The 19,816-nt window shown below is 38.5% G+C and carries 16 protein-coding genes and 1 other RNA gene; 12 read left to right on the top strand and 5 right to left on the bottom strand.

The annotated features are described in order from the left end of the window. Window positions 1-131: 131 nt before the first annotated feature. The 5 genes from M997_RS04575 to M997_RS04555 all read left to right on the top strand — a co-directional run bounded on the left by M997_RS04575 (window position 132) and on the right by M997_RS04555 (window position 9,107). Window positions 132-680, top strand: coding sequence for an RNA polymerase sigma factor (locus M997_RS04575; RefSeq protein ID WP_064718929.1), 549 nt, complete (start codon window positions 132-134; stop codon window positions 678-680). Beyond that, window positions 670-1,698: a FecR family protein gene (locus M997_RS04570; RefSeq protein ID WP_064718928.1), complete on the top strand. Its 1,029-nt coding sequence runs from the start codon at window positions 670-672 to the stop codon at window positions 1,696-1,698. The genes M997_RS04575 and M997_RS04570 overlap by 11 nt, the downstream gene beginning before the upstream one ends. 103 nt (window positions 1,699-1,801) lie before the next feature. After that, window positions 1,802-4,546, top strand: a complete 2,745-nt coding sequence (locus M997_RS04565) for a TonB-dependent receptor (protein ID WP_064718927.1) — start codon at window positions 1,802-1,804, stop codon at window positions 4,544-4,546. A 63-nt stretch (window positions 4,547-4,609) separates the two neighbouring features. After that, window positions 4,610-6,319: an ABC transporter ATP-binding protein/permease gene (locus tag M997_RS04560; protein WP_064718926.1), complete on the top strand. Its 1,710-nt coding sequence runs from the start codon at window positions 4,610-4,612 to the stop codon at window positions 6,317-6,319. Next, window positions 6,309-9,107, top strand: coding sequence for a M16 family metallopeptidase (locus M997_RS04555; protein WP_064718925.1), 2,799 nt, complete (start codon window positions 6,309-6,311; stop codon window positions 9,105-9,107). Before M997_RS04560 ends, M997_RS04555 begins: the two co-directional genes overlap by 11 nt. A 136-nt stretch (window positions 9,108-9,243) precedes the next feature. On the opposite strand, the gene M997_RS04550 is transcribed toward M997_RS04555, so the two are convergent. After that, the gene (locus M997_RS04550; RefSeq protein WP_064718924.1) at window positions 9,244-9,660 is read right to left on the bottom strand and encodes a DoxX family protein; all 417 of its coding nucleotides are present in this window, start codon (window positions 9,658-9,660) and stop codon (window positions 9,244-9,246) included. A gap of 269 nt (window positions 9,661-9,929) precedes the next feature. Between M997_RS04550 and M997_RS04545 the strand changes: the two genes are divergently transcribed. Then, window positions 9,930-11,948 (top strand): NADPH-dependent 2,4-dienoyl-CoA reductase, encoded by a 2,019-nt coding sequence (locus tag M997_RS04545; protein WP_064718923.1) that lies wholly within the window; start codon window positions 9,930-9,932, stop codon window positions 11,946-11,948. A gap of 122 nt (window positions 11,949-12,070) precedes the next feature. Here M997_RS04545 and sstT read toward each other — a convergent pair whose 3' ends face one another. After that, window positions 12,071-13,324, bottom strand: coding sequence for a serine/threonine transporter SstT (sstT, locus tag M997_RS04540; protein WP_064718922.1), 1,254 nt, complete (start codon window positions 13,322-13,324; stop codon window positions 12,071-12,073). 725 nt (window positions 13,325-14,049) lie between these two features. On the opposite strand from sstT, the gene M997_RS04535 reads away from it, so the two are divergent. The 5 genes from M997_RS04535 to M997_RS04515 all read left to right on the top strand — a co-directional run bounded on the left by M997_RS04535 (window position 14,050) and on the right by M997_RS04515 (window position 16,590). Beyond that, window positions 14,050-14,715 carry a DedA family protein gene (locus M997_RS04535; RefSeq protein ID WP_064718921.1) on the top strand — a complete coding sequence of 222 codons (666 nt, stop codon included), beginning with the start codon at window positions 14,050-14,052 and terminating at the stop codon, window positions 14,713-14,715. Between the two features lie 289 nt (window positions 14,716-15,004). Then, window positions 15,005-15,310, top strand: coding sequence for an ElaB/YgaM/YqjD family protein (locus tag M997_RS04530; RefSeq protein WP_064718920.1), 306 nt, complete (start codon window positions 15,005-15,007; stop codon window positions 15,308-15,310). 6 nt (window positions 15,311-15,316) lie between these two features. Next, entirely contained in the window at window positions 15,317-15,727 is a 411-nt protein-coding gene (locus M997_RS04525) for a phage holin family protein (RefSeq protein ID WP_064718919.1), read from the top strand. Further along, window positions 15,708-16,013 (top strand): YqjK-like family protein, encoded by a 306-nt coding sequence (locus M997_RS04520; RefSeq protein WP_239994679.1) that lies wholly within the window; start codon window positions 15,708-15,710, stop codon window positions 16,011-16,013. The genes M997_RS04525 and M997_RS04520 overlap by 20 nt, the downstream gene beginning before the upstream one ends. 184 nt (window positions 16,014-16,197) lie before the next feature. Continuing rightward, complete coding sequence (locus M997_RS04515) at window positions 16,198-16,590, top strand: DoxX family protein (RefSeq protein WP_064718918.1); 393 nt, start codon at window positions 16,198-16,200, stop codon at window positions 16,588-16,590. 91 nt (window positions 16,591-16,681) lie between these two features. Here M997_RS04515 and M997_RS04510 read toward each other — a convergent pair whose 3' ends face one another. After that, complete coding sequence (locus M997_RS04510; protein WP_064718917.1) at window positions 16,682-17,584, bottom strand: LysR family transcriptional regulator; 903 nt, start codon at window positions 17,582-17,584, stop codon at window positions 16,682-16,684. Window positions 17,585-17,697: 113 nt separating this feature from the next. Between M997_RS04510 and M997_RS04505 the strand changes: the two genes are divergently transcribed. Then, on the top strand, window positions 17,698-18,405 hold the full coding sequence (locus M997_RS04505; protein ID WP_064718916.1) for a pirin family protein: 708 nt from the start codon (window positions 17,698-17,700) through the stop codon (window positions 18,403-18,405). 53 nt (window positions 18,406-18,458) lie between these two features. On the opposite strand, the gene rnpB is transcribed toward M997_RS04505, so the two are convergent. Both rnpB and rsmI read right to left on the bottom strand, forming a co-directional pair. Continuing rightward, window positions 18,459-18,834, bottom strand: an RNA gene (gene rnpB, locus M997_RS04500) — RNase P RNA component class A. Window positions 18,835-18,891: 57 nt separating this feature from the next. Then, complete coding sequence (rsmI, locus tag M997_RS04495; protein ID WP_064718915.1) at window positions 18,892-19,773, bottom strand: 16S rRNA (cytidine(1402)-2'-O)-methyltransferase; 882 nt, start codon at window positions 19,771-19,773, stop codon at window positions 18,892-18,894. Window positions 19,774-19,816: the final 43 nt, after the last annotated feature.

Raw genomic sequence — 19,816 nt, 5'->3', positions numbered from 1 at the left:
TAATACAAACACAAATGATATTGCTTATTATTAATAAACACATAAAAAATTAGCTTGATAATTATCATTATTTGTTCGTATGAGAAGCAGTAAGAGCTTATTATTTCACTCTTTTTTAGACACCAGAGATTATGGCTAGCGATAAATCATTGGCACAAAAAATTAGTTGTGCCTATCAATCGACCTATGGACAACTTGTACGTTTTTTCCACAAACGTACGGGTAATTACCATGATGCAGATGATTTGTCTCAAGATGTGTTTACACTATGGCTAAACCGAAAAGAACAAACCCCAGTGCAAGAACAGCGGGCTTTTCTATTTAAAATTGCCAATCATGTCTTGATTGACCATTGGAGAAAAAATCAAAAACAGAAAAATATTTATCAGGATGAATATGAATTAGACGATGCGATTCAAGATTACACAACGGAACTTGATCCCGGATATGTACTCGAACATCAGCAACGTTTAACACTACTTAGCGAAGCCATTGCCTCTTTGCCACCTCGGCGTAAAGAAGCTTTTGTGCTTTATCGTTTTGATGGATTATCCCAAAGCGAAATCGCTGAGCAAATGGAGATTTCAATCAGTATGGTTGAAAAACATATTGCTGCTGCGCTATTACATTGCAAAAGATATGTCGATGCAGGACAGGAGAACCGCACGAATGATGAGTAAACCGGAATATACCATCCCGGAAAATAAATCTCACACAGATGAGGTATCAGACTCCCTTTCTTTAGGCTCTGATGATTATTTACTCAATGACTTAATTGATGAACAAGCCGCACTCTGGTTTACACGCCAACACAGTCAAAAACTAACGCCTCAGCAACGTCAAGAATTTAAACAGTGGATAGCAAATGATGCTCATCGACAAGCTTACCAAGCCATAGCTGAAGTTTGGCGTGGCTGTGAAGCCTTATCACGACCCGTAATTCCTTTAGTTGAAAAAAGAAAACACTCAATTTGGCGCCCTTTTATTCATACTACAGCGACTTTATGTTTACTCGTCATTTTGTATCTTCCCTATAGCCGTTTACCCGCATTATTGATGGATAACATGACGCTAGCCACCAGCAGCCAACCTAAAGAGATGACGCTTGCAGATGGCTCAAAGGTTTTTCTCGATAGAGAAACACAAGTTAGAGTGGCATATATTCAACAAGAACGCCGTTTATGGTTAGATAAAGGACAAGCTTATTTTAAAGTTAAATCAAACCCTTACCGTCCATTTTATGTTCATGCTGATAACCGTCAAATTAAAGTCGTTGGTACCGAATTTGAAGTAAGTCGATATCAAAACAATCAAATTAATGTCGCAGTACATGAAGGTATTGTCGAAGTAAAAACCGCTGAAAAAGCATCGCCAGCCTATTTATATGCAGGCTCTCAAGCAATAAGTAAATCAGCAGGAGATACGTTGGCTATCAGCACAGTTAATATTAATTCTGTTGGTAGTTGGCGTTTTGGACAACTTCATTTCTTCGAACAACCTCTCTATGAAGTCATCACCAAACTCAAGCCTTATCTTGATATTAACATTCAAATTTCCTCACCTGAAATTGCTAAAATGAAAGTCTCTGGCGTTGCTAATATTAACGACGCGAAAAGCTTTATTACCGCAATTCCTCTGATATTGCCGGTTAACGTTGTTTTTAGTGATAAAAATAATGCGTTAATTATCAATAAGTAAAAAGAAAAATGAAAAATATTCTTTTTTACAGGTGAGGATAATTCTCATTTCACCCTCTTCTCTAATAACAACAATTATTAAGTTAGTGAATGGGATTGGTAAAATGAGTATGAATAACAAAAAAAGGATCCTACAGAGATCTTTACTAGCATTGCTAATGAGTACCACCATCGTTGCGCCTTGCGCTTATGCATCTACCGTTTCTGTGGCTTTGCCAGAACAATCTTTGGCAGATTCACTCAGCACTATTGCCAAGCAAGGACAAGTGCAAATCTTATTTGATGCCAATGCAATTAAAAATCTACGTGCTCCAGCACTTTCGGGTCAGTTTGATACTCAAACGGCGCTACAAAAGGTTTTGATCGGCAGTGGTATGGAAATTATTCCACAAGGAAGTGGATTTGTTATTCGTCCTTTAGCAACGACTAACACGATTATTATTCCTGAAGTTCAGGTCACAGGAGTGGGTAGCACTTATCACCCTTCTACTGACGTAGTATCAGCGCCGCAATACATCTCAGCGGAAGAGATAAAACAACGAAATACGGGTGATGGTAACGTTACTGATTTACTAAAAAGTAACCCCGCAGTGCAGTTTTCAAATAACGACAGCACTTCAATGAATCAGGGTGAAATTAAACCTTCTCGTATTTCTATTCATGGTTCGAGTAGCTACCAAAACTCCTACAAACTTGATGGCGTCAGTTTTAACAATGATTTTGACCCAGCAAATTCAGGTCTAGGTGAAACCAATACTAAAATTTCTAGTGATGAACAAGGGATGTACCTTGATAGCCGCTTAATTGACAGCGTAACGGTTTACGATAACAACATTCCGGTTGAATTTGGTGGTTTTACAGGCGGTACTGTGGAAGTTCAGAGCCGTCGTTGGTCTGGTGAAACCCATGGTAATGCTTACTACCGCACCACTCGCTCAAGCTGGAATAACATTTTTACCGATCCAAAACTTAATTTTGATACTGCTAATAACGATTACAGCAACCCAGCTCGTTTTCAGAAAAAATACGATAAACAAAACTTTGGTGGCTGGTTTGAAACAGGTTTAACGGAAAACACTGGGCTGATTTTTTCTGCATCTCGTCGGGAATCAACAATCCCGATGATGGTGAGTGCTGAAGGTGGGATCATACATACTCCTGATGGCGAATTAGAACAAATTGAGCAAACACCACATTATCGTGATCAAACTCGTACCTCAGACAACTATTTTTTAAAATATTCTTGGAATATCTCAGAAAAACAATCCTTTGATTTATCAAGTAATATTGCCCGTTATAATAGTTATTTATTTTCAAGTTCTGTTTATAACTCAGGTTATGATAATGAACACAACGGATTAAGTTTTACTGCGCTTTATAAGCACAAACTTGATTTAGGAACATTAGAATTAACAGCAAGTTATCAAGACTTAGAAGATAGACGTACTAGCGATCAAAACTATTTTATCATTCTAAAAGACTACACCGATTGGCAACATCCAGAGCAAATTAGCAGTGGTGGTCAAGGCGACCTGAAGAGTACTCAAAAAACCTATAGCGCCAAAAGTGTAATGCGCTTTGATCCCGTTGAATGGGGCGCAGTGAGCCACCAGCCGACAACAGGATTTGAAATCAGCCGTACTAAAGGCGCATATATTCGTGATAAAGATTATTACAGCTATAGCTATTCTGGTTCTACATGGAACGATGAATGGATGGGTTCGTTAACACAAACAACTCGTTATCTTTCAGGCACCCATGATGCAACTTACACCAATTACTCTATTTATCTTGATGATAATATTCAATATAAGCGTTTAACCTTGCGTCCTGGTGTACGTTTAGATCGTGATGATTTTGTTCAAAAAAATAATATCTCACCACGACTCAGCGGAACTTATGATATTTGGGGAACAGGCAAAACATTAGCTATTGGTGGTGTTAACCGCTATTACGGCCGTTCAATGCTTACCTATGCACTTTATGGTGCACAAAATGCGGGCTTACAACATTGCTATATGGATTGCTCGGATAATGCTTGGTTTAATCGAACTGACTTTGATGGAGTGGATTCATTAAAAACACCTTATAACGATGAAATTACCTTAGGGTTACAGCAAGAAATTGCATCTACAACATGGCGCTTACAGTATGTTCATCGTGAAGGTCGTGACGAAGTTCGTAGTGATACCAAATATCCTGATGCAAACACCCCTGAAGCACTGAACATTCGTGAATTTAACAACCGAGGACGCAGTTCTCACGATACCGTGACTTTATCTGTTAAAAATACCCAACCTTGGGAATTAGCAGATGCATACCATATTTTTGATGCCTCATTAAGCTGGCAACAAAGTAAAACCAACACGCCAAAAGACTCAGGTTACGCTCAATTCGATCCTAATACACAAAACGTTAATTACAACAAAGTGTTGTATAACGGACAGCTAATTAACGCCAAAGACTTACCATCTGGCAATTTTAACTCACCATTTAAAGTAACGGCTGAACTTACCAGTGTTTGGGATGATTGGAATGTAACTTGGTATAACCGCTTACAATGGAATAGCTGGCGTACACAAGCAGAAAAAACCAATAACGGTGCCCCTGTTAACACCTCAGAAGGTTATGTTTATGCCTATAAAAAACAAAAATTTAGCAGTCGCTTTACTTGGGATACCAAAGCAAGCTGGAAACCTGAATTTGCTTACGGTGTAGGGATTTCAGTTGAAGTGAACAACGTACTAAACACCAAGAACGTTGCTGATCACTTAACCTATCAGAATATAGAGTACAAATCTTATGAACCAGGCCGCCAATTCTGGCTAATGGTGAATTACGACTATTAATAAATTGACGAAGTTAATGTGAGCAACCAAGTCGATAAACAATAAAAATATGACCAATAAGCAATGAAAACAATAAAACAATTTTTCTATTTAGTTTCACCTTTTTGGGGGCGGCGTGCCGCCCTTTCCTGCTGGTTTCTGTTGATTGTATCACTCACGTTAACCCTTTCATCTGTGTGGTTTAACGTCAAAATGAATGAATGGAATGGAAGCTTCTATAACGCATTACAGCAACTCGATGGACAAGCGTTATATAAACTTCTTCAGCAATTCGTGTTGATTATTGCCGGTTTAATTACTGTGGTCGTTATGGGCGATTATTTACGCCAAAAAATGATCATTCGCTGGCGTGAAGGGATGACAGAACAAGTCCTCAATCGTTGGTTATCTAAAAACAGTAAACACTATATGCTGAGATTAACCTCTCAAGAGCCTGATAACCCGGATCAACGTATTGCAGAAGATATTCGTTTACTCATTGAATCGACAATGCGTTTAACAGTAACTTTTTTACACTCGTTACTCACGCTTATCTCTTTTGCTACCATTTTATGGTCTTTATCAGGCGCCATTTCATTTTCATTAGGTGGCAGTGAATGGACAGTGCCCGGCTATATGTTCTGGGCTTGTCTCATTTACACCATTATTGGTATTACTGTTACGCAACTTATTGGTTCGCCACTACGTAAAATCAATATGGATAAACAACGTAAAGAGGCTGATTATCGTACAGCGCTTATCACTCGTAAACAGCATGGTGATGCAATTGCAGGTCAGCGTGGTGAAAGTAGTGATCGCAACGAACTTATGGGCCGCTTTTTAGGGGTTATTCGTAACTGGAATAGCCTTATTCGTTATGAGAGAAACTTGTCATTTTTTACTGTGGGCTATCAACAAGCAACAGCAATGGCACCGATTATTTTTGCCTTACCAAAATTCCTAGCTGGCGAATTAATGCTAGGTGGTTTAATGCAATTAAGACAAGCATTTGCCAGTATTGCAGGTGCATTAAGCTGGTTTATTTTCTCTTATAAAGAGATTGCTGCATGGCAAGCCACTGTTACTCGTTTATATAACTTTGTGGTGTTACTAGAACATGATCATGAGCCACAAGTAAGTGAGCTAAATGACACTAAAATGCGATTAAAAGCCAATCTTTCATTATTTATGCAAGATGAAAGCTTATTAATTAAAGATATCAATATCACTGTAAATGCAGGCGAGCTCGCAGTGATTGAAGGTTGCTCTGGTTTAGGTAAATCAACACTATTAAGAGCATTAAGCGGCCATTGGCCTTATTTTAAAGGTGATATAGCACGCTCAGCCAATATCAGTTGGATCCCACAACGAATGTATCTTCCCCATTCTCGTTTAGATAGCTTACTTGCTTATCCTTGTCAGCCGAATCAGTTTACTCAACAAGAGTATCAACACGCACTCCAATTGGTGGGATTAGATAAGATCAAAAATCAGCTATCTCTTGAAACAGATTGGACGACTCGATTATCTGGCGGTGAACAGCAACGCCTTATTTTTGCGCGTTTATTACTCAACAAACCTGATTTAATTTTATTAGATGAAACCACATCAGCACTTGATGAGCAAAATGCACTCATGATGCTGCAAAGGTTAAAACAACACTTACCTCATGCGGGTATTGCACTTGTTAGTCACCAACGATTCACCCATGCAATTGCAGATAATGTGATTTCACTGAAAGCACCAACAGCATCCACCTCTCAATCTGCTGGAGTTAGCGAATATGTCTCGTAATCTACTGATAATCTCTATCAGTCTTTCACTGTTAGGGTGCGCTGCTGGCGCGCCTTCTCAACAAAATAATAATGCGTTATCACTGCGCCCTGATGTTCGCCATTTTACCCTCGATAATGGGTTAGATGTCTATTTACTACAACGCGCACAAACTGGCGTAGAGATGCGTCTGTTAGTGAAAAGCGGTTCAGTACAAGAAGATGAAAAACAGCTTGGTTTTTCTCATTTTACTGAACATATGGCATTTAAAGGTACAACCCATTTTCCTGGCACTACTGGCTTTAAACAATTAGAAAGTTTAGGTATGAAACTAGGTAGCCATGTTAATGCCGCAACCAGTTTAAATGCGACAACCTATAAACTTTCGCTGCCCAATGCAAATCCCGTGCAAATTAAAACGGGATTAAAAATCTTATCCGATTGGGCTTTTGAAATGACGTTTGATCCCGCCGAGTTTGATAAAGAGCGTCCGGTTATTGTTGAAGAGTGGCGTTTACGCCAAGGTATCGGTTTTCGTATTAATCGCCAATTAGAAGAACTCCGTTATTACGGTAGCCGCTATCTTTCTCGTGATCCGATAGGTGATCTTAATATCGTAAAACAAGGTGATGTGAAAGATGCTAAACGCTATTACGATACATGGTATCAACCTGAAAGAATGGCGTTAGTGTTGGTGGGTAATTTTAACCAAGGTGATGCTATTGCTGATATTAAACAGCTATTTAACGCTAAGAACAGTGAAAATAAAGGTATTGACGATCCGTCATGGCACAACTTTATCGATCATAAAGATTTGTTAGTTAAAACTATCTTCGATAAAGAGCAAGGCTCACGTATTTTACAGTTTAGTTTGCAACGCACATTGCCTGCCCCATTAAACAGTCGCCAAGGCCAATATGAAGATTTAATGGATTCACTATGGTTATCTATTTTAAATCAACGTTTTTCAACCATCGTTGATAATGGTTTAATTGCATCCGTTAGTGCTAACACCCAAGGTGCAATGCTAGATCCACGCCGTTCACAACAACTAATGATTGCTCATCCAAAAGGTAGCGATTATCAAGGCGCGCTAGATATTTTATTTACTGAAGTTCAACGTTTAGCTTCTGTGCCTGTTTCTCAAGAAGAGTTAGATAACGCACGTAATGCGATGTTAAAACGTTTAAGTCAGCAAGCTGCGGGTGAAGAGCGCTATGAACATGATTATTTAGCCAATCAAATCACCACTGCTATTGAATTAGACATGCCTATTCAAACTAAAAAGCAGATGCTGAATTTAAGCTATCAATTAATCAATAAAGTTACCCCAGAAACGCTGGCAGATTACTTTGCTCAATATCTGAAACAAGCGTCTCCACGTGTTGCTGTTATTGGCCCAGACAATGATTCGGCTCTATTTAATGCCACACAAGCAACACAACGCTGGCAAGAAATTAGGCAATCAAATCCCGGTGCATTCAATTTAAAAACACAAGCCGTTACCTTAGATATCACCCCTGAATTAACAGGATCTATTGTTTCAATTCAATCATTACCGATAGAAAAAACTCAAGAGTGGACACTGAGTAACAACGTTAAAGTGATTGTAAAAAATGATAATTATCTCACAGATAATATTCAGGTTTCGCTACGAATTCCAGGAGGGACTTCACTAGAGACAAAACAGAGCTTAGGTATGGTGCAATGGGCGTTAAAATTACCAGAGGTCAGTGGGTATGGTAATTACAATGCCAGAGAGTTATCACTCTTTACTAAGCAGCATCAAATTAGTTTACGTCCTTATAGCGAACTGTTATTTCACGGTTTTCGTGGTGAAGCACCGATTGATGAATTAGAAACCTTGCTCACATTGATGCATCTAAAAATTACCGCGCCACAATTTAATGGGGAAAAATTAGAGCAACAAAAACAAGCGATGGCACTAGGTCTTTCTAAAACGCCTGTAGAGCGCACTTTCTTAGATAACATTAATAAAGAGAGTTACCAAAATGGTGAACGCTTAGTCGTCTCGCCTCAAGGCGCTTGGAATCAATTTACTGCCCAACAACTACAACAAACCAACCAAATGATTTTAGGACAACCTGCTGATATGACTTTGGTTATCAGTGGACCTGTAAATCTTAACCAAGTGAAGCCATTAATCGAACGCTGGATTGCAAGCCTTCCGCTACGTTCATCACAACGTCTTTTCTGGGCTGATCCTGCCATTAACCCGAAACTCACCTCATTTAGCAAAACCTACCCTATCGCAAGTAGCGATAAGAGTATGATCAGCATTCAATATGCCGCGCCTGCGCAATGGTCACAACAGCAAGTGTTAGCACTTAATTTGCTTGATACGGTTGTTAGTCAACGTCTACGTTTAAATCTGCGCGAACGTGCAGGTGGAATTTACTCCCTTAGCTTTTCTGAAATGTTAACCAAAGTGCCAACTAGCTACTATACCGGCCGTTTAAACTTTACTGCCTCACCAGAGCGTGCTGATGAACTTATCGCGCTTGCTCGCAAGGTCGTCAGTGAAATAAAACAATCAGGTATTACAGATAAAGAGTTACAAGAAGCGAAAAATATGTGGCTAACAGAAAACTCACAAGTTAATGACAGCGCGAGTTATTGGACTGATGCGCTGGCACAAGTGGCAACCGATGATCAGCAATATCAGCGTTTATTAACGGATCCTACGGTAATCAAAGCGCTAAGTGTAAACGACATTAACCAAGTTGCTCGCCAATGGTTAGGTGAAAATGAGAAAGTATTTAAATTGACACCCGCCAACCAAAAATAAAGATAACCGACTCTTTTTTAACAAGTTGTTTTAATCTCTATAAAAAACGCCCAGTCATTCTGTGAACTGGGCGTTTATTCATCTAATTTAACTAAGTTATAATAAACTAATTCAATTTTATTGATTATTAATAATATTAATCTTTTCGTACGGCGAAGCGACCACTACCTAAAAACATCACGGCAATGGCGGCAAATAAATAAAACCCTGCACTTTCAGGTGCCCATCCACCCGTTTTAGGATTTAAAGCAAATAAATCGCCAGAATGAACCATTAGTACCGCAACAAACATTGTGCCTGCTAATACAAAAGCTGAAAAACGTGTAAATAGACCAATTATCAACAAGATAGGAGCAACAACCTCGCCAATTACAGTACCGTAAGCAATAAAAGCAGGTAGATTAAAGCTCGCCAACATACCTTGAATACCAGCTAATCCACCGGGCTCCATTTTATGGATCCCATGCAGCAACATTAAAACACCAAGAGAAACACGTAATATAAACTTACCTAAGTCAGGATGGTTAACGAGCTGATTAAATTTATTAATCATAGATTCTCCAAAATCAAGGAATTGATGTGTGTTATAAATACGTAATAATAGGTATTAACCATTATATGATGAAAATTTATGAATAAGTGTGATTTTCATTATCATTCTTTGTTCTGATTAATCGGTTACTTAGATTATTATCTATTAGCAATCCACAATTCACCTTTTCCATGATTAAGATCACAACTTATTAACATAATGAACTCTTAATCGCAAAGTTCTCGTTATGCTATAGATATCTCATCTGACCAGTACAAGAAAGGTATCTGATGGCACACTATCCTCATCTGTTTGCACCCCTTGATTTGGGGTTTACTGTACTTAAAAATCGCGTACTTATGGGCTCTATGCACACAGGCTTAGAAGAAGATCCAAAAGATGCACCTAAACTTGCACAGTTTTATGCTCAACGCGCTGCCGCGGGTGTTGCCTTAATTGTTACTGGTGGCATATCACCAAATACCCAAGGGGTTTTATTACCTCACGCGGCGACACTGGTTTCAGAACAACAGCTCGCTACGCATAAAATAGTGACGGAAGCGGTGCATCGTCATGGGGGAAAAATTGCCCTGCAGATTTTGCATACTGGTCGCTATAGCTATCAACCAAAACTTGTTGCACCCAGTGCTATTCAATCCCCAATAACACCTTTTATGCCTCAAGCAATGAGCCATGAACAAATTGAACAAACTATTGATGATTACATTCGTTGTGCCCAATTAGCACAACAAGCGGGCTACGATGGCGTTGAAATCATGGGATCTGAAGGTTATTTAATTAATCAGTTTTTAGTTAGTCATACTAATCAACGAAGCGATCAATGGGGTGGCAATATAGAAAATCGTTGTCGTTTTGCACTGCGTATTCTTGAAGGTGTAAAACAAGCTGTAGATGAAAAATTTATTATTATTTACCGCCTTTCTATGTTGGATTTAATTAAAGAAGGCGCTGATGCAACTGAAGTACTTTATCTAGCAAAAGCAGTAGAAAAAGCAGGGGCAACCATAATTAATACGGGGATTGGTTGGCATGAAGCACGAATTCCAACTATCGCAACAATGGTACCAAGAGGGCAATTTGCTAATGTCACCAAGCAATTAATGGGAAAGCTCAATATTCCACTCATTACCTCCAATCGTATTAATACACCACAAGTAGCTGAAGCTATTTTAGCTGAAGGCTGTGCCGATATGGTATCTATGGCTCGCCCTTTCCTTGCAGATGCTGAATTTATATTAAAAGTACAGCAAGGAAGAGAAGATGAGATAAATACCTGTATTGCCTGCAATCAAGCCTGTCTTGACCAAATATTCTCAGGGAAAGTTGCCTCTTGTTTAGTCAATCCTTTTGCATGTCGAGAAACTGAGCTTTTAATTATTCCAACCACACAACCGAAAAAACTTGCCGTTGTTGGTGCAGGCCCCGCAGGACTTGCTTTTGCTATTACAGCAACACAACGGGGACACCATGTCACTCTGTTTGAAAAAGAAGAAAAAATTGGTGGACAGCTAAAAATAGCAAGCCAAATACCGGGTAAAGAGGAGTTTCAAGAAACCTTACGTTACTTCAAACGTCAACTTCAATTAACTGGTGTTATCGTTAAAAATAATACTGAAGCAACACTTAATCATCTTGAAAATTTTGATGAAATTATCTTAGCCAGTGGTGTTATTCCTCATCTCCCTGATATTGAGGGCAGAGATAAGCCGTTAGTAAAAACCTATCTTGATGTACTTAAATCTCATCAGTCAACGGGTGATAACGTCATTATTATTGGAAGCGGTGGTATAGGTTTTGATACTGGATTATATCTTAGCCAAAAAGGGCAATGTAGTAGCTTAAGTCCATGTGCCTTTAATAAAGAATGGGGAATTGATCCGACACTTTCTTATCGTGGAGGATTAACACCAGAAAAACCTTCACATGAAGCACGCAAAAATATAGTTATGACGCAGCGTAAAGAAGGAAAAATAGGCCTAAGTCTAGGAAAAACCACAGGCTGGATACACCGCTTAACACTACAGAAAAAAGGCGTGAAATTTATCACCCATTGCCAATATCGAAAAATAACCAATGAAGGCTTACTTGTTGAACATGAAGGGAAACAACAACTTATTCCTGCTGACACTATTATTTTATGTACTGGACAACGGGCTTATCACCCACTGCTTTCTGTTTTAGAAACAGCACAAAGAAAGGTACATCTGATTGGTGGCGCAAAAGATGCCAGCGCATTAGATGCAAGACGAGCAATTCGACAAGGTACTGAACTAGCTATTGCTATTTAATTAGCTAAGCTCGCTGCAAAAGAAACCCCACATTGCAAAACAATGTGGGGTTCTCGTTTTTTATTAATTATTATTTTTACTGCTTTCCTGTCTACCCTTTTTCTTTTTACTTCTACTTATTTTTACCCATCATTTTTTTCTGTTAATGGATTATCGACAATACGATTATCTTCAGCAATACATGCCGCAGCGGTAAAAAGGACGTCTGTTGATGAGTTAAGTGCTGTTTCCGCTGAATCTTGTAACACACCAATCATCACACCTACAGCAACAACTTGCATTGCAACATCGTTGCTGATACCAAACATGCTACATGCCAATGGAATTAACAGTAAAGAACCACCAGCAACTCCGGATGCACCACATGCACAAATTGCCGCGACTAAACTTAATAACAGCGCTGTAGGTAAATCAACTGGCATCCCCAGAGTATTAACTGCCGCTAATGTTAAAATAGTAATGGTGATTGCAGCACCACCCATATTAATGGTTGCACCAAGTGGAATCGAAACTGAATAAGTGTCTTCGTCTAAATTCATACGACGACACATCGCCATATTCACAGGAATATTTGCGGCTGAACTACGCGTAAAGAATGCAGTAACACCACTTTCACGTAAGCAAGCAAAAACCAATGGATAAGGATTGCTGCGGATTTTCCAAAATACGATTACTGGGTTAACAACTAATGCAACGAAGAACATACAACCAATCAATACAACCAGAACTTGAGCATATCCAGCTAAAACTTCAAAGCCTGTTGTTGCAATAGTTGATGAAACTAAACCAAAGATCCCAATAGGTGCTAAGCGAATAACCACTCGCACTAGGTTAGTCACCGCATCAGCTAAATCTTGAACAAGCACTTTAGTATTATCATTAGCATGGCGTAATGTGATACCTAAACCGATAGACCATGCCAAAATACCCATATAGTTACCGTTAATTAAAGCATCTACAGGGTTAGCTACCACATTAATTAATACGCCTTTTAGTACTTCAGCTATATTTTCAGGTGGTGTCAATTGTGATTCATTCACTACCAACGTTAAAACAGATGGAAACATAAAACTTGCTACTACCGCTGTTAATGCAGCAAAGAAGGTTGCCAAAAGATATAGTACTAGCACAGGACGTATATTTAATTTTTGCCCTTGACGATGATTGGCTATTGACGCCATAACCAGTACCCAAACAAGGATAGGGGCAACAGCTTTCAATGCGCTAATAAATAAGCTACCTAATAAACTCATCATCTTAGCAATATCAGGAGCTAACCAAGCGAGTAAGATCCCTGCAACTAAACCGACAAGTATTTGTTTGACGAGGCTCCCCTGAAAAAACAGGCTGAAGACTCTGGATTGTTGTTTATCCATAGTTATTCCATTACTTAAAATAATATTTAAAAAAGCAATATGTGTGTTTGCATTGCCAGTATAAGGAATTGAAGCGTGCTGAAAAGCTGATTATGCAAAATATACAGTATTAACCGTTATTGTTAACAATAAAATAACATATATGTGATCATAATAGGGTTTTGTTCTTTTTAACATACCATCCGCAAATGAAAGAAATTATTATTATCAGTAAGTTATCTAACATTCCATCAATTGGTATTTTTACTACTAATTATCTGATTTACTTAAAATACTATTTGAAGATATTTTTTATTAACATAATAACTAACATCAATAGGTATAAAAGAACAAAAAATAAGCCAGTGAACTGAGTTTAAAACTGAGAAAATTTTTTATTTTCATTCTCTGATTTAGCCAAATCTTCGTTATCCATTCATTTAAATAACGAAATGATTTACACCATTTCGTTATTTCATAATCTTAAGGTTAGCTATTTAAAATAATGTATCCTGAACTCAAAAAGAGAATGAGTGTCTATTTCTAAATATTCAATACCAATGAATAGGTTGTATAAAGAAATGATGAAAAAATTTTCTGTCTAGTTTTTACTGATTTTGTTAGAGTGTTTCTGTTTTAAACAATTAAAAATAGACCCTACGATGTGGAAAACGGGTAAAGGGTGTTACACCACCCCTTGGTTTTATATTTACCCCCAAATGACTCAGTTTTAGGAAGCCTTTTATATGGAAATCGTAAGAGAGCTGTTTTTGGCGCTTTGGCACCAAGATTACGAAACCCTCGCTAATCCGTCATTAATATGGATTATCTATATATTATTATTCACCATACTATTCCTAGAAAACGGAGTATTACCCGCTGCTTTCTTACCAGGAGATAGCTTATTAATTTTAGTGGGTGTGTTGATTGCTAAGGGAACAATGGATTTTCCATTAACCTTACTTATTCTTACCGCAGGAGCCAGTCTGGGTTGCTGGTTAGGTTATCTTCAAGGACGGTGGTTGGGAAATACCAGATTAGTACAAAGTTGGCTATCACATTTACCAGAACATTATCACCAACGTGCTCATGGACTTTTTCACCGCCACGGTTTAGCAGCATTATTAGTGGGTCGTTTTTTAGCCTTTGTAAGAACGCTATTACCTACTATCGCGGGTCTTGCTGGATTAAACAATACACGCTTTCAGATCTTTAATTGGTTAAGTGGTTTTTTATGGGTGGGTATATTAACAAGCCTTGGTTATCTATTAGGCAATAGCCCGCTATTTCGCCAATATGAGCATCATTTGATGAATATTCTTATGTTGTTGCCTGTTTTCTTATTAGTGATGGGCTTAATTGGCAGCATTTGGGTGGTAATTAAAAAGAAAGGAAAGCAGAGTAAACTTTAGAGAGTTTTACTTATTCTTTTACTAATTTACCCATTATTAATCACACAGTAGATAAAATATAAAAACATAACCAGCCTGTTTTATTTTATAGAACAGGCTGTTATTTTTGTTTTCATTGTACGTCTGCTTATATTATCTCTTCACAATCTACATAAATGATTTCTACCGTAACTTTCGCATTAAGATTTTTCTCTATTATATCGAAATAAGTCACTATTTTATTTTATAAATGTACAATAGTGGTCTATGGTTATAAATATACCATCACATTTCTATTAAGGAGTTGCATATGTCTCATCAACGTTCAAGTGAAGACCTGCGTAGTGAATTGAAATCTCTTGCTGATACTCTAGAAGAAGTACTGAACTCCTCAACTGATAAATCCAAAGAAGAGTTACAAAGCTTACGAGAAAAAGCAGAGTCTGCATTAAAAGGTTCTCGTGCAAAACTCAGTGATGCTGGGCGTGAGTTAGTCGATAACACCAAAGAAATGGCTGGTAAAGCTGATAACTATGTGCGTGAAAATCCATGGACAGGTATTGGTATCGGTGCTGCAGTGGGTGTTGTTCTTGGTGTTTTACTCGCTAAACGTTAATACACCATGAGTGAATCTCAACGACCACAGGGCCCCGCATCAGGGGTTCTGACTTCTATAAGCCGCATAGGCACTATCGTTATTGGAATGATAGAAACTCGCTTAAGCTTAATTGCGGTTGAATTAGAAGAAGAAAAAACCACACTAATCCAGCTTATTTTAATGGCTGGAATAACCCTTTTGCTTACTGCATTTGGCTTAATGAGCCTACTTATTCTTATCTTTTGGGTCATTGATCCAGAATATCGAATTTATGCTTTAGCAATTACAACTGCTGTACTGCTTATTGGTGCCTTAATTGGGGCGCTCATGACATTGAAAAAGTCACGTAATTCCACTTTATTAGGCGATACTCGTCAGCAACTTGAATTAGATAAGCGCCTTTTGGAGCAATATCATGATGAGCAAACCAAGTAAAAACAGCATATTAGCAAGACGCAAAAAGCTGTTGTTGAATAAAATTCAGCAGCAGCGCTCTGATTTAGGGCAAAGTACCCAAGTATGGCTGGACGTGACAGAACCTTATGATAAAGCATGGCGAATATTGATTTCTTTAAAACCAGCATTATTAATTGGTGCCAGTCTTGTTTCTCTTTATAGCATAAAACACTCAAGTAAAATCATACAGTTAGGAAGACGTACTCTTGGTGCAATTGGCCTAATTCGTACCATTCAAAAGTCCTTCAAAAAAACCTCAGATTGAACATCAATTTTTTTGTTTAAGAATGTTAATTCTTCTTAATATCCTAATTTATCAATTAACACTATTGTATACCTCACAACCTAGCTGTGGTTATTAAATCTAAAAATAGAAAAATAGCCGCCGAAAATACAATACAAATCGATATACATTGCGAATATATAGAGTTTAATTAGGAATAAACAACATGAAAAAATTTGAAGACATTGCCTTATTAATTGCCCGTATTTTAATGCCTATTTTATTTATTAGCGCAGGCTACGGAAAAATTGAAGCTTATGAAGGTACACAACAATATATGCAAGCAATGGGTGTTCCCGGCTTCTTATTACCGTTAACTATCTTACTAGAATTAGGCGGTGGTCTTGCAATCTTGTTCGGTTTTTTAACTCGTACTACAGCTATCTTTACCAGCGTATTTACTATTTTAACGGCTTTACTATTCCATAGTAATTTTGCTGAAGGTATGAATCAGTTAATGTTTATGAAAAACTTAACTATCGCAGGTGGATATTTGCTCTTCGTCGTAACCGGCCCAGGTAAATGGAGCTTAGATCGCGTTTTAAATAAAAACTGGTAATCTCACCAGCGGATAAAAAGAAAAAGATCCCTTAGGGGATCTTTTTTTATGCTTCACAAATAAAACATAAAGATTTTCTTATTGCTCATCACTATTTTTTGTCATTTGCAAAGAGTTTAGGAATTTCACGTAAACACCACGATTTAGCTTCACCCATACTGTCTCTTCGCCACGCCATAATAATGTTATTTTCATGATGATATTCAGGACCGACAACACGTAATCGTCCCGCTTTAATATCGTCTTCAATTAAATCATAAGGCATTGTGGCAACACCTAATCCCGCAATTAATGCTCGGCGTTTATCTTCAATAGAGCTGACAGTTAAACGTCGCTGTTTATCTAATAATAAAACCGTTAATACCGGACGTTCTCTTGCGGTATCTGCTATTGCAATTCCACGATATTTTAAGCGAGTTTCTTCTGCCAGTGGTTCCGGTTCATCATGAATAGGGTGATCAGGGCTTGCTACATAAACACTAACCGTGTTGTAAAGCGGACGAAAATTAATTTCTGACGAAGTGCGAAAATGCATATCAGGTGAGATGACAATATCACATTTACCACTTTCTAAACTTTCCCATGCCCCCGCTAATACTTCAGTGACTAATGAAAGTTGAGTATTTGATTTTTCAGCTAATTTTTCAACTAATGGGAACAGTCGAGAGGCCGGTGTTAATGCTTCACAAACAATAGTGATATGCGGTTCCCAACCTCTGGCTAAAGCTTCAGCATCAGAAGTCAGTTTATCTGCCGCCTCTAATAAGATCCGCCCTCTATCAAGCAACATTCTGCCTACATTGGTAAATTTTGTTCTATGCCCTGAGCGGTCAAAAAGAACAACATCTAAATCTTCTTCTAACTTTTGCATGGTATAACTGAGCGCTGAAGGAACGCGACTCAGTTCATCAGCAGCAGCTGCAAAACTCCCTCTACGATCAATGGCATCCATTACTCGTAAAGATTCCAACGTAATTGCTTTGTCTTTACTCATTGTACTTATCTCTATCAAATAATTTGATTATAGGCACCAGATTAACTTGCTAACAATGCGCAGTCCATATCTCTATGATGATATTATTGATTATTTAATAGAAATGTACCGCTATGATAAAATACAGAACAGCACAACAGTGTGGCAAAGCGGATTATGGCTGGCTACAAGCTCGCTACACATTCTCTTTTGGCCACTATTTTGATCCTCATTATTTAGACTACGGCACGCTGCGAGTGCTAAACCAAGAAGTACTTGCACCTAATTCTGAATTTAAAGCAAAAACCTATCCTCATGTTGATGTGGTTAATTTAATACTCAGAGGTGAAGCAACTTATCTTGATAATATGGGGCGCACAGTAACGGCAAAAGAAAATGAGTGCTTACTTATTTCACCTCATAACACCGAAACCTATATCGAAAAAAATAGTAGTTTAGATACGCCACTTACTCGAATTCAGCTTTGGTTAAATGCATGCCCTCAACAAGAGAGCTTAGCAACTCAAAAATTAGTATTAGATAAGCAGGCAAAATATCAACTATTAGCATCCCCTACTGGGGATAATAATAGTTTGATGTTAAGACAAAATATTTGGCTATATCACATCAACTTGCAATTTGGTGATGAAATTACACTGCCAATAAAAGGACAAAAAGGTTATTTACAATCAATAAAAGGTGGCGTTAATTTACATACCTCATCACAAGAGGAAGGGCAAATTCAGTGTGGTGATGCGGCTTTTATACAAGAAAGCGATACCATTACACTTTACTGCCAACAAGGATCTTTTCGTGGATTATTTATTGATATCATTTCATAACGGCTTAAAAAAAGAAAACCCTCAAAACACATTGTGCTTTGAGGGTTTTTAATGAGGTGAGTTGACCGTTAAGCCGGGTTCTGTCGTGGACAACCATTCATCTAGGCCAGAACTTGCGCGCTGGCTCCAGCAACCTACCCGGGTTCAATGCGGGCCGCACCATAAGAACCCCTATTTGGTCTTGCTCCGGGTGGAGTTTACCTTGCCACAAACTGTTACCAGCTGTGCGGTGCGCTCTTACCGCACCCTTTCACCCTTACCTGATCCTGTAAACAGGCCATCGGCGGTTTACTCTCTGCTGCACTTGTCGTAGGCTCGCGCCTCCCAGACGTTATCTGGCACCCTGCCCTGTGGAGCCCGGACTTTCCTCCCCTCTATCCGTCTCCCCCGAAGGGACAACGATAAAGCAGCGGTTGTCTAGTCAACTCAGGGGGCGGATTATAAGGACTTTCCTTGATAATGTATAGTACAAGAGACTAAAAAATCTTACTCCTCGTTTTGAGCTTCACCGTTTTGCTCAATAACATGTTTATAGAGTGCATTTTTCTTCACACCATAAATTTCAGCAGTAACAGCCGCCGCTTTCTTTAGTGGCAACTCTTTTTGTAAAATAGCTAAAGTACGCAGTACTTCTGGTGCAAATTGGTCGTTTTCGGTTTTTTGATAACCTTCAACAATCAGCACCATTTCACCTTTACGACGGTTTTCATCTTCCAGTACCCAGTTAAGTAACTCTCCTACTGGCATACCTTGAATAGTTTCCCATGTTTTTGTAAGCTCTCTCGCTAATACTACATAGCGATTTTCACCCCAAACGGTCACCATATCCGCTAAACTGTCTAACAACCTGTGGGTTGATTCGTAAAAAATAAGGGTACGAGGCTCTTCCATTAAATCGCGTAAGCAATCTTGGCGGCTTTTCGTTTTTGCTGGTAAAAAACCTTCGTAACAGAAGCGATCAGAAGGAAGGCCCGCAGCTGATAATGCGGTTACAGCAGCACAAGCTCCAGGTAATGGCACTACATTTATACCGTTTTTGCGGCACTGGTTGACTAAATGATAGCCAGGATCATTAATTAATGGTGTACCTGCATCAGAGACTAATGCGATACTTAGCCCTTGTTGCAATTTGCTAATTAATTGATCTGCTTTTTGCTGTTCATTATGATCATGTAACGCAAACAAACGTGCGTTAATGGCAAAGTGCTGTAATAAGAGCCCAGTATGACGGGTATCTTCTGCAGCAATTAAATCGACATGAGACAGCACATCAAGTGCCCGCTGGGTGATATCGCCCAGATTACCAATAGGTGTGGGTACTATGTACAGTGTGGATGTCGTTACCGCTGCTCGATTAGGTTGATTCATTGTTTATTCCGAATGACCGATTTAAAATTGAGCATAATTATAA

Source organism: Proteus hauseri ATCC 700826, from assembly GCF_001654965.1.
In the GTDB taxonomy this organism is placed as follows: domain Bacteria; phylum Pseudomonadota; class Gammaproteobacteria; order Enterobacterales; family Enterobacteriaceae; genus Proteus; species Proteus hauseri.
Note: the sequence above shows the minus strand (reverse complement) of the source record. Positions and strands in the feature narration are given on the sequence as shown.

Excerpts from the sequence above, each read along its gene's own strand:
- M997_RS04575 (WP_064718929.1), top strand. The coding sequence starts at position 132 with ATGGCTAGCGATAAATCATTGGCACAAAAAATTAGTTGTGCCTATCAA.
- M997_RS04570 (WP_064718928.1), top strand. The coding sequence starts at position 670 with ATGATGAGTAAACCGGAATATACCATCCCGGAAAATAAATCTCACACA.
- M997_RS04565 (WP_064718927.1), top strand. The coding sequence starts at position 1,802 with ATGAGTATGAATAACAAAAAAAGGATCCTACAGAGATCTTTACTAGCA.
- M997_RS04560 (WP_064718926.1), top strand. The coding sequence starts at position 4,610 with ATGAAAACAATAAAACAATTTTTCTATTTAGTTTCACCTTTTTGGGGG.
- M997_RS04555 (WP_064718925.1), top strand. The coding sequence starts at position 6,309 with ATGTCTCGTAATCTACTGATAATCTCTATCAGTCTTTCACTGTTAGGG.
- M997_RS04550 (WP_064718924.1), bottom strand. The coding sequence starts at position 9,660 with ATGATTAATAAATTTAATCAGCTCGTTAACCATCCTGACTTAGGTAAG.
- M997_RS04545 (WP_064718923.1), top strand. The coding sequence starts at position 9,930 with ATGGCACACTATCCTCATCTGTTTGCACCCCTTGATTTGGGGTTTACT.
- sstT (WP_064718922.1), bottom strand. The coding sequence starts at position 13,324 with ATGGATAAACAACAATCCAGAGTCTTCAGCCTGTTTTTTCAGGGGAGC.
- M997_RS04535 (WP_064718921.1), top strand. The coding sequence starts at position 14,050 with ATGGAAATCGTAAGAGAGCTGTTTTTGGCGCTTTGGCACCAAGATTAC.
- M997_RS04530 (WP_064718920.1), top strand. The coding sequence starts at position 15,005 with ATGTCTCATCAACGTTCAAGTGAAGACCTGCGTAGTGAATTGAAATCT.
- M997_RS04525 (WP_064718919.1), top strand. The coding sequence starts at position 15,317 with ATGAGTGAATCTCAACGACCACAGGGCCCCGCATCAGGGGTTCTGACT.
- M997_RS04520 (WP_239994679.1), top strand. The coding sequence starts at position 15,708 with ATGATGAGCAAACCAAGTAAAAACAGCATATTAGCAAGACGCAAAAAG.
- M997_RS04515 (WP_064718918.1), top strand. The coding sequence starts at position 16,198 with ATGAAAAAATTTGAAGACATTGCCTTATTAATTGCCCGTATTTTAATG.
- M997_RS04510 (WP_064718917.1), bottom strand. The coding sequence starts at position 17,584 with ATGAGTAAAGACAAAGCAATTACGTTGGAATCTTTACGAGTAATGGAT.
- M997_RS04505 (WP_064718916.1), top strand. The coding sequence starts at position 17,698 with ATGATAAAATACAGAACAGCACAACAGTGTGGCAAAGCGGATTATGGC.
- rsmI (WP_064718915.1), bottom strand. The coding sequence starts at position 19,773 with ATGAATCAACCTAATCGAGCAGCGGTAACGACATCCACACTGTACATA.